The 12149-nt window shown below is 68.3% G+C and carries 13 protein-coding genes; 4 read left to right on the forward strand and 9 right to left on the reverse strand.

Annotated elements, in window-relative coordinates:
- Positions 1-19: 19 nt before the first annotated feature.
- Positions 20-559, reverse strand: coding sequence for a TRAP transporter small permease (locus tag KF796_08940; protein ID MBX3586760.1), 540 nt, complete (start codon positions 557-559; stop codon positions 20-22).
- Positions 549-1538 (reverse strand): TRAP transporter substrate-binding protein DctP, encoded by a 990-nt coding sequence (dctP, locus tag KF796_08945; protein MBX3586761.1) that lies wholly within the window; start codon positions 1536-1538, stop codon positions 549-551. The genes KF796_08940 and dctP overlap by 11 nt, the downstream gene beginning before the upstream one ends.
- A 176-nt stretch (positions 1539-1714) precedes the next feature.
- Here dctP and KF796_08950 point away from each other — a divergent pair, with 176 nt between their 5' ends.
- Positions 1715-2374: a GntR family transcriptional regulator gene (locus KF796_08950; GenBank protein MBX3586762.1), complete on the forward strand. Its 660-nt coding sequence runs from the start codon at positions 1715-1717 to the stop codon at positions 2372-2374.
- 16 nt (positions 2375-2390) lie between these two features.
- Here the strand turns inward: KF796_08950 and KF796_08955 are convergent, their stop codons facing one another.
- The 5 genes from KF796_08955 to KF796_08975 all read right to left on the reverse strand — a co-directional run bounded on the left by KF796_08955 (position 2391) and on the right by KF796_08975 (position 8307).
- Positions 2391-3218 carry a proteasome-type protease gene (locus KF796_08955; GenBank protein MBX3586763.1) on the reverse strand — a complete coding sequence of 276 codons (828 nt, stop codon included), beginning with the start codon at positions 3216-3218 and terminating at the stop codon, positions 2391-2393.
- The gene (mutS, locus tag KF796_08960; protein ID MBX3586764.1) at positions 3215-5809 is read right to left on the reverse strand and encodes a DNA mismatch repair protein MutS; all 2595 of its coding nucleotides are present in this window, start codon (positions 5807-5809) and stop codon (positions 3215-3217) included. The genes KF796_08955 and mutS overlap by 4 nt, the downstream gene beginning before the upstream one ends.
- Before the next feature lie 26 nt (positions 5810-5835).
- The gene (locus KF796_08965) at positions 5836-6930 is read right to left on the reverse strand and encodes a mechanosensitive ion channel (protein MBX3586765.1); all 1095 of its coding nucleotides are present in this window, start codon (positions 6928-6930) and stop codon (positions 5836-5838) included.
- Between the two features lie 77 nt (positions 6931-7007).
- A complete protein-coding gene (locus KF796_08970) occupies positions 7008-7907 on the reverse strand; it encodes an inositol monophosphatase (protein ID MBX3586766.1) in 900 nt (299 codons plus the stop codon).
- 112 nt (positions 7908-8019) lie between these two features.
- Positions 8020-8307 (reverse strand): DUF1330 domain-containing protein, encoded by a 288-nt coding sequence (locus KF796_08975; GenBank protein MBX3586767.1) that lies wholly within the window; start codon positions 8305-8307, stop codon positions 8020-8022.
- A 107-nt stretch (positions 8308-8414) separates the two neighbouring features.
- Here KF796_08975 and KF796_08980 point away from each other — a divergent pair, with 107 nt between their 5' ends.
- From KF796_08980 to cysE, 3 genes are read left to right on the forward strand one after another with little or no spacing between them, the layout of a single operon-like run.
- The gene (locus tag KF796_08980) at positions 8415-9275 is read left to right on the forward strand and encodes a LysR family transcriptional regulator (protein MBX3586768.1); all 861 of its coding nucleotides are present in this window, start codon (positions 8415-8417) and stop codon (positions 9273-9275) included.
- Between the two features lie 39 nt (positions 9276-9314).
- Positions 9315-10055, forward strand: a complete 741-nt coding sequence (locus tag KF796_08985; protein ID MBX3586769.1) for an RNA methyltransferase — start codon at positions 9315-9317, stop codon at positions 10053-10055.
- Positions 10056-10064: 9 nt separating this feature from the next.
- Positions 10065-10838 carry a serine O-acetyltransferase gene (gene cysE / locus KF796_08990; protein MBX3586770.1) on the forward strand — a complete coding sequence of 258 codons (774 nt, stop codon included), beginning with the start codon at positions 10065-10067 and terminating at the stop codon, positions 10836-10838.
- Positions 10839-10865: 27 nt separating this feature from the next.
- Here the strand turns inward: cysE and KF796_08995 are convergent, their stop codons facing one another.
- Positions 10866-11462 (reverse strand): cyclic nucleotide-binding domain-containing protein, encoded by a 597-nt coding sequence (locus tag KF796_08995; GenBank protein ID MBX3586771.1) that lies wholly within the window; start codon positions 11460-11462, stop codon positions 10866-10868.
- A 98-nt stretch (positions 11463-11560) separates the two neighbouring features.
- Entirely contained in the window at positions 11561-12145 is a 585-nt protein-coding gene (locus tag KF796_09000; protein ID MBX3586772.1) for a cyclic nucleotide-binding domain-containing protein, read from the reverse strand.
- Between the last annotated feature and the right edge of the window lie 4 nt (positions 12146-12149).

Genomic DNA, 12149 nt, shown 5'->3' on the forward strand with positions numbered 1-12149 from the left:
CTTCGCACGGTGCGATGGGTTACAGGCGGTCTTCGGCGGCCAGGCCGAAGGGGAGTTCGCGCCGCGACAGGACCATGTAGGCCTCGGCCACGAACTGCAGGCACAGCAGGCCCAGGCCCACCGGCACGGCCAGGTAGGGAATCCACAGCCGGGCGCGCCAGATCGAGGGCGTGGTCTGGCCGGACTTCCAGGTCTCGTACCACCAGGGCACGGCCGCATACAGGAAGAAGCCGCAGAAGGCGAGCGCCACCACGCAGCCCACCAGATGCAGCGCGCGCCGGGTGGGCACGCCCACCATCAGCGGCACCACGTCCACGCTCACGTGGCCGCGCGTGAGCAGGATGAAGGGCGCGCCGATGAAGGTGGCCGCCACCAGCGAGAAGGTGACGAACTCGGTCTGCCAGATCGACGACTGGCCGAGCACGGCCCGCACGAACACCATCTGGCAGACCACCCCCACCGACACCAGAATCATCGCGGCGGCGATGACGCCAAAGAACCGGGAGACGGCGTTGACCGCCGCCACCCAGACCGGCAGGGGGCTGGCGTTACTTGACACTCAGCGCCTTCTCGATGAGCTCCTTGCCGCCGGGAACCTTCTCGGCGAAGACCTTGTACGAGGTCTTCTGGGCCACGGCGCGCCAGGCGTCGGCTTCGGCGTCGGTCAGGGTCACGACCTGCACATTGTTCTTCTTGAAGGTCTCGACCATCTTGTCGTCCATCTTCTTGGACTCGGCGGTGAAGTAGGCCTCGGCCTTCTTGGAAGCGGCGGTCAGGGCCTTCTTCTGCGCGTCGTTGAGCTTGTCCCAGCTGCGCTTGGACACCAGCACGGGCTCATACATGAACCACAGGGCGTTGTCGCCCGGGGCGGTCAGGCACTTGAGCTGCTCGTAAAGGCGGAACGAGACAAAGCTGCCCGACGAGGTGTCGGTGCCCTGGGCCACGCCCTGTTGCAGCGCGTTGTAGACCTCGTTGGACGGGATCGAGACGATGGACGCGCCCGCGCCGGCCCACATCTGCGCAAAGGTGGCGCCGGCCGAGCGGACCTTCAGCCCCGAAGCATCGTCGGGCTTGCGGATGCATTTGTCCTTGCCGCCAAAGGCGCCGGCCAGCCAGGCGTCGGCCAGCACATGGGCGCCGCCCTGGTCGATGATGCCCTTGATGTCCTTCATGAACGGCGAGCCATTGATGCGCTCGGCATGCTCGTGGCTCTTGACCAGGCCCGGCATCAGCGTCGCGCCGAACTGCGGGTGAAAGCCCGAGGCGTAGTCCAGCGGGAACGAGGTCATGTCGATCTGGCCGGTGAGCATGGCCTTCCACTGTTCCTGGGCCTTGACCAGGCTGGAGCCGGGGAACACCTTGATTTCCAGGCCTACATTGGCGGCGTTCACCTCGCGCGCAATCATCTGCACCATCTCGTCGCGCACGTCGCCCTTGCCGCCGGGGAACTGGTGCGAGGCCTTGAAGGTGATGTTGTCGGCCAGCGCGGGGGCGCTGACGACCACAGCGGACAACAGGCCCGCCAGGGCGTTGATCAGGGGTCGACGATTCATGGTGTGGTCTCCAGTTGGGTTGGGTGGAAAAAACAGGAGGCTCCCGTTTTTGTATGCACGAGCATATTTAATTAATACGCCAAGACGATTAGTGAATACCATGATGCGGGCAAAACCGGGCTGTGCCATGGTCCATGGACGCGAAACGGGAGAATCCGCGCATGAAAATGTCCGAACAGCTTCGGGAAAAAATCGAAGAGCTGATCGCTACCGGCGAGTTGCCGCCAGGAAGTTCGCTGGAAGAGGCGGCGCTGGCCGAGCGCTATGGCGTCTCGCGCACCCCCGTGCGCGAGGCGCTGATCCAGCTCGCCACCGAAGGCCTGATCGAGATGCGGCCGCGCCGCGGCGCGGTGGTGACCAGCATCAGCCCGATGCGGCTGATCGAGATGTTCGAGGTCATGGCCGAGCTGGAGGCCATGTGCGGCCGGCTGGCCGCGCGGCGCATGACCGAGCGCGAACGGCTGGACCTGGCGGCCGCGCATGCGGCCTGCGAGGCCGCGCTGGGCGAGCGCAACGACTACTTCTATTGCAACGAGCGTTTCCACGCCGCCATTTACGCCGGCAGCCACAACAGTTTCCTGAGCGAACAGGCGCTGCAGATGCAGCGGCGGCTGCGGCCCTACCGGCGCCTGCAGCTGCGCGTGCCCAACCGCATGTCGGCGTCGTTTTCAGAGCATTCGGAGATCGTGCGGGCCATTGTGGAGGGCGACGCGCAGGCTGCGGCCCAGGCCATGCGCGACCATGTGATGGTGCAGGGCGAGCGCTTTGGCGACCTGCTGGCCTCGCTGACCGACCTCGCGCCCGCCACGGCCGAGGCCTGAGCGGGCCGGGCCCGGGCTAGATCAGCTTTTCCTCGGGACGCGAGATCTTGCGCAGCGGCTTGCTGCGCTCGGGCGCCACCATCAGCGGCACTTCGGTCTGGCCACCGTTCCACAGCGGGTCCTCGATGCTGTCGAACACCTCGCGCAGCTTCTGCCCCCAGCTGCCGTGCAGCATGCGGAAGTACGGGTTCTGCTCGTCGATGCAGACCACCTTGTCGGTCTGGAAGCTGTTGGCCTCGTACACCACCAGGTCCAGCGGCAGGCCGACCGACAGGTTGGACTTGAGCGTGGAGTCCATCGACACCAGCGCGCACTTGGCGGCTTCGTTGAGCGGCGTGGCCGGCGTGATCACGCGGTCCAGCACCGGCTTGCCGTATTTGGACTCGCCGATCTGGAAGTACGGCGTCTCGGACGTGGCCTCAATGAAGTTGCCGGCCGAATAGACCTGGAACAGGCGCATGCCCTCGCCCTGGATCTGGCCGCCAAAGATCAGCGTGACGTTGAACTCGACGCCGGCCAGCTTGAGCGAGGCGGCGTCGCGGTCGTACACATGGCGCACGGCCGCGCCCAGCACCCGGGTGGCGTCGAACATGCTCTTGGCGTTCCAGATGGTGATGGGCTCGCTCTCGGGCGTTTCCTGCAGCTGCTCGACCTGCAGGATCTCGCGCACCGACTGGGCCACGCTGAGGTTGCCGGCCGACAGCAGCACCATGAAGCGGTCGCCGGGCCGTTCATAGACGATCATCTTGCGGAAGGTGCTGATGTTGTCCAGGCCCGCGTTGGTGCGCGAGTCGGACAGGAACACCAGCCCGGCATTGAGTTTGAGGCCGACGCAGTAGGTCATGGTTGGGCGAGTTTTTTCAGTTGGTACAGCACATCGAGGGCTTCGCGCGGACTCAATGCGTCGGGATTCAGGGCGGCCAGCGCCGCTTCGGCGGCGGATGGCCCGGCTGCTTCGGCCTCGGGCGGGGCGGCAAACAAGTCTACCTGCTCACGGCTTTCGGCCTGCTGGCTTTCGAGCGCGGCCAGCGCGTGGCGCGCATGGTTGACCACGCCGGCCGGCATGCCCGCCAGCCGCGCCACCTGGATGCCGTAGCTGCGGCTGGCCGGGCCGGCCTGGATCTCGTGCAAAAACACGATGTCGGCGCCCGACTCGGCGGCGCTCACGTGCACGTTCACGGCCGCATGGTGGCGGGCCGGAAACTCGGTGAGCTCGAAGTAGTGGGTGGCGAACAAGGTATAGGCCTGGGTCTTGTCGTGCAGGTGCGCGGCAATGCCTGAAGCAAGGGCCAGGCCATCAAAGGTGCTGGTGCCCCGGCCGATCTCGTCCATGAGCACCAGCGACTGCGGCGTGGCGCTGTGCAGGATCTGCGCGGCCTCGGTCATTTCCAGCATGAAGGTGGACTGTGCGTTGGCCAGGTCGTCGGCCGCGCCGATGCGGGTGTGGATGGCGTCCAGCGGCCCCAGCCGGCAGGCGCTGGCGGGCACATAGCTGCCCATGCTGGCGAGCAGGCTGATGATGGCCACCTGGCGCATGTAGGTGCTCTTGCCGCCCATGTTGGGGCCGGTGATGACCTGCATGCGCTGCTTCGGGCCCAGGCGGGTGTCGTTGGCAATGAAGCTGCCGCCCGAGGTTTCGGCCAGCCGCGCCTCGACCACCGGGTGGCGGCCCTGGGTGATGTCGATGCCGGGCTCGCGGCTGAACCGGGGCTGGCACCAGTTGAGCGTGAGCGAGCGCTCGGCCAGCGCGCACAGCGTGTCCAGCGCGGCCAGCGCACCGGCCAGCCGGGTCAGCGCGGGCACAAAGGCCTGGAGCTGGTCCAGCAGCTGCTCGTACAGCCACTTCTCGCGCGCCAGCGCGCGCTCCTGCGCGCTCAGGGCCTTGTCTTCAAAGGCCTTGAGCTCGGGCGTGATGAAGCGCTCGGCGTTTTTCAGGGTCTGGCGGCGCCGGTAGTCGTCAGGCACCTTGTCGATCTGGCCCTGCGTGACCTCGATGTAGAAGCCGTGCACCTTGTTGAACTGCACCCGCAGGTTGGCGATGCCGGTGCGGGCCTTTTCGCGGGTTTCGAGGTCGAGCAGAAAGCCGTCGCAGTTGGTCTGGATGGCGCGCAGCTCGTCCAGCTCGGCGTCAAAGCCGTGGGCGATCACGCCGCCGTCGCGCACCAGCGCGGCGGGCTCGTCAAGCAGGGCGCGGGCCAGCAGCGGCGCGCAGCCCGGCGGCGGCTGCAAATGGCCCGCGATCTGGGTCAAATAAGGCTCCAGTCCAGACAGGGCGGCCGCCAGCTGCTCTGATTTTTGTAGCGAAAACTGCAGCGCCACGAGTTCGCGCGGGCGCACCTGGCGCAGCGCGGTGCGTGCGGTGATGCGCTCCACATCGCTGGTGCCCTTGAGCGCGGCGCGCAGCGCCTGGCCCGGGCCGTCGCGCAGGGCGGCAATCGCCTGCAGCCGCTGCTGGGCCTGGCCGCGGTCGCGCCGCGGCTCGAGCAGCCAGCTGCGCAGCATGCGGCTGCCCATGCCGGTCAGGCAGGTGTCCAGCAGCGACAACAGCGTGGGCGCGTCCTCGCCGCGCAGGGTCTGGGTGAGCTCCAGGTTGCGCCGGGTGGTCTGGGGCAGGTCGATCAGTTCGTCGCTGCGCTGCACGCGCAGGCTGTGCAGGTGGCTCAGCGCCCGGCCCTGGGTGTGCTCGGCAAAGCCCAGCAGGGCGGCCGCGGCCGCATGGGCCAGCGGCACGTCGTCGGCCTGCCAGGCCGACAGGCTGGCGGCCTGCAGCTGTTCCAGCAGCTTGCGCTGGCCCAGCGCCGCGTCAAACTGCCACTCGGGCCGCTGCGTGAGCGACAGCGTGGCGCCCATGCGCAGCGCCTTGATGCGCTGCAGGAAGGGGGTGGTCACGTCGGCGCTGTACAGCAGCTCGCTGGGCGCGGTGCGCGCGACCCAGGTTTCGAGTTCATCGGCGGCGCATTCGGCCAGGTGCAGCTCGCCCTGCGTGAGGCTGAGCCAGGCCAGGCCCAGGCGGTGGCGCGGGCCCTGGTGCACGGCCAGCAGGATGGCCTCGGCCTTGTCGTTGAGCAGTTCCGTGTCGGTCAAGGTGCCGGGCGTGACCACCCGCACCACCTTGCGCTCCACCGGCCCCTTGCTGGTGGCCACATCGCCCACCTGCTCGCAGATGGCCACCGACTCGCCCAGGCGGATCAGCCGCGCCAGGTAGTTCTCGACCGAGTGAAACGGCACGCCGGCCATGACCACGGGCTCGCCGGCCGACATGCCGCGCCGGGTGAGCGTGATGTCGAGCAGGCGCGCGGCCTTCTCGGCGTCGGCCCAGAACAGCTCGTAGAAGTCGCCCATGCGGTAGAACAGCAGCGTGTCCGGAAAGTCCGCCTTGAGGCCCAGGTACTGGGTCATCATGGGGGTGTGCGGCGGGGCGTCGGGCTTGCTCATTCAGGTGCGATGGGGTTGCCGGAATTCTAGGGGGTGGGTCGGTGCGGCGCGGGCACCTCTTCGGGCCGCGCGGCACCGGGTGGCGCGTCGCGCTCCATCAGGCGCAGCCGCGGCAGGTGCTGCGGGTATTCGCGCTGCATGAAGTCGATCAGCGCCTCGCGCACCTTGCAGCGCAGGTCGAACGCGGCGCCGGCCGACGGCGCGGTCACCAGCACGCGCAGCTGCATGGTGCGCTCGGTGGTGTCGGTCACCTGCAGCAGCACCACCCGGCGGTCCCACTCGGGCATGTCCTGGACCACGCGCTCGAGCTCGGCGCGCAGCGGCGCCAGCGGCATGCCAAAGTCCACGTGGAAGAACACCGAGCCCAGCAGCTGCGAACTGCTGCGCGTCCAGTTCTGGAACGGGTTCTCGATGAACCACTGCAGCGGGATGATGAGGCGGCGGTCGTCCCAGATGTGCAGCACCACGTAGGTGCCGGTGATCTCCTCGACCTTGCCCCATTCGCCTTGCACGATCAGCACGTCATCAATGCGGATCGGCTGCGCCAGGGCGATCTGCAGGCCTGCGATCAGGTTGCTGAACACCGGCCGCGCCGCGATGCCCGCGACGATGCCCACCACGCCGGCCGAGGCCAGCAGGCTGGCGCCCACCTGGCGCGCGCCGGGGAAGGTCATGAGCATCAGCGCCACGCCGGCCAGCAGCGCAATGAACATGCCGGTGCGCGCGAGCACGCGGGCCTGGGTGTGGATGCGGCGGGCCTGCAGGTTGTCGGCCACGTTGAAGGGGTGCTCGTCGATCACGCCCTGGGCCAGCCCGCCGATGGCGCTGATGGCCAGCCAGGTGAAGCCGGCGATCAGCAGCAGGCCATTGAAATGGCGCACGCTCGCAATGAAGCGCAGCTCATCGGGCGCGGCCTGCCAGACCAGCTGCAGCGCGATCACCGGCAGCACGAAACGCGCGGCGCGCTGGCAGCGCGTGACGATGGCGTGCACCAGGGGCGCCGACCGCGAGGCGCGCAGCAGCACGAGGCCGGCCACCCGGTGGGCGATCAGCGCCGCCAGCGCGGCCACGCCGGCCGCCAGGCCCGTGCCGAGCCAGGGTGTGGATGCCAAGAATTCCATGGGAACGACCTCCTGCAGTGATCAGGGCAGGCCCCGCCAGGCGCGGGGGACGGGGGTGGGGCAGTGCCCGGGCGCGGTTACAGCGGTGCGTCGCCTTCGGCCGGGGCCGCGTCAGGCATGCCCAGCGGCTTGCGGGCCTGGCGCACCTGGGCCTTTTCGCCGGCACTGGCGAACTTGCTGTACTTGTGCAGCAGCGGCACCAGTTGGCCATAGACCCGCGGGTTGGCTGCCACGCACTCCTTCTGGTCCAGAAACTCCGACTCGCCCGTGAAGTTGCCGATCAGGCCGCCGGCCTCGGTGACCAGCAGCGAGCCCGCGGCGGCGTCCCAGGGGGACAGGCCGGTTTCAAAGAAGCCATCGGTGAAGCCCGCGGCCACATAGGCCAGGTCGAGCGCGGCGGCCCCGGGGCGGCGCAGGCCGGCGGTGCGCTGCATCACGTCGGCCATCATGGCCAGGTAGTTCTGGAAGTTGTCGCCCGGTCGGAACGGGAAGCCGGTGGAGATCAGGCACTGCTTGAGCTCGGTGCGCTTGCTCACGCGGATGCGGCGCTCGTTCATGTAGGCGCCGCGGCCCTTGGTGGCCGTGAACAGGTCGTTGCGCGTGGGGTCATAGATCACGGCCTGCTCGATCTTGCCCCGCACCGACAGCGCAATGCTCACGCAGTAGACCGGAAAGCCGTGAATGAAGTTGGTGGTGCCGTCCAGCGGGTCGATGATCCAGACCGATTCGGCGTTCTGCGCGCCGTGCTGGGTGCCGGACTCCTCGGCCAGGATGCCGTGGTCGGGGTAGGCGGTGAGCAGGGTTTCGATGATGGCGGCTTCGCTGGCATGGTCGACTTCGGTGACGAAATCATTGACCTGCTTTTGCGAGATGCGCACGGCTTCGACGTCCAGCGCGGCGCGGTTGATGATGGCGCCGGCGGCGCGTGCGGCCTTGATGGCCACATTGAGCATGGGGTGCAGGTTGGCGGACGACATGAGTTGTTTGGAAGAACGAAGGGGCCAGCTCCGGCGATGCGGGGGCGCGAATGGACCCTATTTTCCCATGAAACCTGCCGTGTGCGCCCGCCGGCGCCGGCCCAAGGCACCGTCAGGCCCCCTGAATGATGATGAAGTCAGCGTCCGCGTGCTGCAGGCGGATGAGCCTGGCGGCGGTGTATTCCGGGCTCTGGTAGCAGGCCTGGGCGGTCGCGAAGTCGGCAAATTCGACTACGACGTTGCGTTCGCGCGCGTCGCCTTCCATGCACTCGTAGTGACCACCGCGCACGATGAACTTCGCACCGAACTTCTCGAAGGCCGGCTTGGCCGCGGCGAGGTAGGCGGGATATCCCTGCGCGTTGCGCACCGATACCCGGACGATCCAGTAACCCTTGGGCATGTGATTTCTCCTTTGGAAGCACGGACGATATCGAAACCATTTCATTTTGAAAAATGAATTATTAAAATGATTTTTATCTCAATGAGAGATACTAAAAAAGATGCTCCATGGAACTGGCTGACCTGCAGATTTTTCTGGCCGTGGTGGAGGAAGGTGGCGTGACACGTGCCGCTGTCCGGCTGCACCGCGTGCAGTCCAACATCACCACCCGCATCCGCCTGCTCGAAGACAAGCTGGGCGTGGCCCTGTTCATCCGCCAGGGCAGGCGCCTGTACCTGTCGCCGCCGGGCCAGGTGCTGCTGGACTACGCGCGGCGGCTGCTGGCACTGGCCGACGAGGCGCGAGAGGCGGTGCGCGACAACCAGCCGCGCGGCCCCTTTGTGCTGGGGGCCATGGAAAGCACGGCCGCCGTGCGCCTGCCGGCGCCGCTGAGCGAGTTTGTGCGGCTGTACCCCAAGGTCCAGCTCGCGCTCAAGACCGGTAACCCGCAGCAGCTGGCCGCCGCCGTGCTGGCCGGCCGGCTGGACGCGGCGCTGGTGACCGGCCCGGTCGCGCCAGAGCTGTTCGAGAAAGTCACGGTGTTCAGCGAAAGTCTGGTCATCGTCGGGCCGGCGGGCCAGCCGCCGTTGGCCCGGGCCGGGGCAGCGTTGCCCGCTTCGATCGTGTCCTTCGAGCAGGGCTGCCCCCACCGGGCGCGGCTGGAGGCCTGGTACGCGCGGCGTGGCGGCATGCCGGCCCGTCCGGTGGAGATCACCTCCTACCACGCCATGCTGGGCTGCGTGGCCGCCGGCATGGGCATTGCGCTGGTGCCACGCGCCGTGCTCGACACCTTCCCGGGGCGCAGCAGCCTGAGCGAGCATGCCTTGCCCCGCGGCCTGGACCGCATGGCCATCGACCTGGTCTGGCGCCGCGGCGCCCAGTCACCCAAGGTCGCGGGCCTGCTGGCGCTGCTCAAGCCGGTTCGCTGAGACAATCCTCAAGCCGGTTCGCTGAGACAATCCTGCCCCATGCAGACCCGATTCATCCTCATCAACACCAGCCACGCCGGCAATGTGGGCGCGGCGGCGCGGGCCATGAAGGTCATGGGCTTTGACGACCTGGTGCTGGTGGCGCCGCGCTGGGCCAATGTGCTGCGCCGGGAAGAGACTATCCAGCGCGCCAGCGGCGCGCTCGATGTGCTGGAGAAGGCGCGCATCGTGGCCACGCTGGACGAGGCGCTGGAGGGCATCACCCACCTGTGCGCCACGGCCATGACGCCGCGCGACTTTGGCCCGCCCACGCGCGCGCCGCGCGAACATTTCGAGCAGCTGGCGCCGCAGGGGCAGGGCGTGGCCTTCCTGTTCGGCTCGGAGCGCTTTGGCATGAGCAATGACGATGTCTACCGCTGCCACGTGGCGCTGAGCATCCCGACCAACCCCGGGTTTGGCTCGCTGAACCTGGGCGCGGCGATCCAGGTCATCGCCTACGAATGGCGCCTGGCGCTGGGCGGCTTTGGCGCGCCGGCCAGCCCCTCGACCGAGGCGGCGCAGGGCGGCGCCGCCGCCGATGCCCAGGCCGTGGCCGGGCTGCTGGCGCACTGGGAGCGTTCGCTGGTGGAGATCGGCTTCCTGGACCCGGCCGCGCCCAAGAAGCTGATGCCGCGCCTTAACCAGCTTTTCAACCGCGCGCAGGTGACCCCCGAGGAAGTCCACATCCTGCGTGGTGTCGCCAAGGCCATGGCCGAAGCGGCCGGCGGAACAAGGCGATAGACTGGCCGCATGTTTGCCCGCCTCCGCTCCGACATCCAGTGCATCCTCGACCGCGATCCTGCCGCGCGCAGCACGTGGGAGGTGGTCACGTGTTACCCCGGGCTGCACGCGATCTGGCTGCACCGCCCGGCGCACTGGTGCTGGCACAACGGCTTCAAGTGGCTGGGGCGGTTCATCTCGCACATCGCGCGCTGGGCCACGGGTATCGAGATCCACCCCGGCGCGAAGATCGGCGAGCGGGTGTTCTTCGACCATGCCATGGGCGTGGTGGTGGGCGAGACCGCCGAGATCGGCGATGGCTGCACCATCTACCAGGGCGTGACGCTGGGCGGCACCTCGCTCTACAAGGGCGAGAAGCGCCACCCCACGCTGGGCCGCGACGTGGTGGTGAGCGCGGGCGCCAAGGTGCTGGGCGGCTTTGTGGTGGGCGATGGCGCCAAGATCGGCAGCAACGCGGTGGTGATCAAGCCGGTGCCGGCGGGCGCCACGGCCGTGGGCATTCCGGCGCGCATCATTCCTTCAAAGGCCGGCGAAAGCGCCGACGTGACGCCGCAGCAGAAGAAGTTCAGCGCCTACGGCATCACGCTGGAGGACGACCCGCTGAGCCAGGCCATGAAGGGGCTGATCGACAGCGCGTCGGGCCAGGAGCACCAGATCGCGCTGCTGTGGCAGGCCATCGAAAAGCTGTCGGCCGGCGCGCCGCAGGGCGATTGCGTGCCTGCGGGCGCGGCGCGCGAGGAATGCTTCGAGGCCGAGAAGCTGAACCAGCTGGTTGGCAAGTAGGCCGCCTGCGGCGGCCCGCCACCCCGCTTACAGCAGGATCATCCCGCTGTCCGAGGGCGGCGGCAGCGGCTGGGGCTTGCCGGTCCTGGCCTCCTTGAGCTGGGCGAGTTCGTGCGCCAGCGCATGGTTGGACCGGTCGGCCTGGCGCAGCTTTTTGGTCATGGTGCGCAGGCGGTTGGTCAGGCGCGCGAGCAGCGTGGCCAGCAGCTTGTTGGCCTGCTGCGGGCTGGTGCGCGACAGCTCGGTCAGCGCGTCGCGCGTGAGCAGCGCGGCATCCACGTCGCTGGAGGCCTTGCAGGTGGCCGAGCGGGGCTCCCCGTCGAACAGGCCCATTTCGCCCAGCACGCTGCCGGCCCCGACCACGCCCAGCACCAGGGAGTCCGCGCGCGACAGGCCTTCGTTTTCCACCACCACCTCGCCGCGCAGGATCAGCGCGAGGAAGTGGGTGTTGGTGGTGCCCTCCTGGATCAGCACATCACCGGCCTTGAACCGCTGCAGGCTCATGAGCTTGACGACGGCCAGCGCCGTGTCGGCATCCAGCTCCACCAGGGCCGATTTGGACGCCAGCAACTGGGCCACTTCATGGCGGGCCCAGACGCGTTTCTCGGTGACAAAGGGTTCCATCAGGGTCTCCAGGGCCGTGTGCGGGCCGGTGTGGCTGGTGAAGCGAAATGCGTGCCACCAGTGTAGGCGCAACGCATGACGGCGCTGCCGCGCGTGGCTCAGCCGGCGCTGTCCAGGTTCAGGTCCACCGCGGGGCGGCCACCGCGGGCGCGCAGCGCCGCGACCTCGTCCAGCAGCGACAGGTTCTGGGCCGTGAGGGTCTTGACCTTGATGTTGGTGGCGCGCAGCCGCTCGGCCACGCGCGCCATGATCGCGCCCATGAGCGCGCAGGCCACGTCGGGCACGGTCTCGATCAGGCGGGCCAGCGCGGGGCGGTCGAGCACGGCGATGTCCATGTCGGTGACGGCGGTCACGGTGGCCGAGCGTGGCTTGCCGTCCAGCACGCCCAGCTCGCCAAACAGGCTGCCGCTGCCCAGCATGCTGAGCACCATGGAGTCGTGCAGGCTGCCGCGCATTTCGTTGGCCACCACGGCCTCGCCCTGCAGCACCAGCGCCATGTAGCCGGTGCTGGTGACGCCTTCCTGGATCAGGACCGCGCCGGCCTTGATGCGCTGCGGCGTGAGCAGGCGCACGATCTGCAGCGCATGGGCCAGGGTGAGCTCGGTCAGCGCGGTCTTGGAGATCAGCAGCTCGGCCACGTCGGAGCGGGACCAGGTGCGCTTGTCGGTGATGATGCTTTCCATGATG

This window comes from Ramlibacter sp., assembly GCA_019635435.1.
Lineage (GTDB): Bacteria > Pseudomonadota > Gammaproteobacteria > Burkholderiales > Burkholderiaceae_C > JAHBZM01.

Coding starts and splice junctions, on each gene's coding strand:
- KF796_08955 (MBX3586763.1), bottom strand. CDS start 3,218: ATGACCTACTGCGTCGGCCTCAAACTCAATGCCGGGCTGGTGTTCCTG.
- KF796_08970 (MBX3586766.1), bottom strand. CDS start 7,907: ATGTCGTCCGCCAACCTGCACCCCATGCTCAATGTGGCCATCAAGGCC.
- KF796_08965 (MBX3586765.1), bottom strand. CDS start 6,930: ATGGAATTCTTGGCATCCACACCCTGGCTCGGCACGGGCCTGGCGGCC.
- mutS (MBX3586764.1), bottom strand. CDS start 5,809: ATGAGCAAGCCCGACGCCCCGCCGCACACCCCCATGATGACCCAGTAC.
- KF796_08985 (MBX3586769.1), top strand. CDS start 9,315: ATGCAGACCCGATTCATCCTCATCAACACCAGCCACGCCGGCAATGTG.
- KF796_08980 (MBX3586768.1), top strand. CDS start 8,415: ATGGAACTGGCTGACCTGCAGATTTTTCTGGCCGTGGTGGAGGAAGGT.
- KF796_08975 (MBX3586767.1), bottom strand. CDS start 8,307: ATGCCCAAGGGTTACTGGATCGTCCGGGTATCGGTGCGCAACGCGCAG.
- KF796_09000 (MBX3586772.1), bottom strand. CDS start 12,145: ATGGAAAGCATCATCACCGACAAGCGCACCTGGTCCCGCTCCGACGTG.
- KF796_08995 (MBX3586771.1), bottom strand. CDS start 11,462: ATGGAACCCTTTGTCACCGAGAAACGCGTCTGGGCCCGCCATGAAGTG.
- cysE (MBX3586770.1), top strand. CDS start 10,065: ATGTTTGCCCGCCTCCGCTCCGACATCCAGTGCATCCTCGACCGCGAT.
- KF796_08950 (MBX3586762.1), top strand. CDS start 1,715: ATGAAAATGTCCGAACAGCTTCGGGAAAAAATCGAAGAGCTGATCGCT.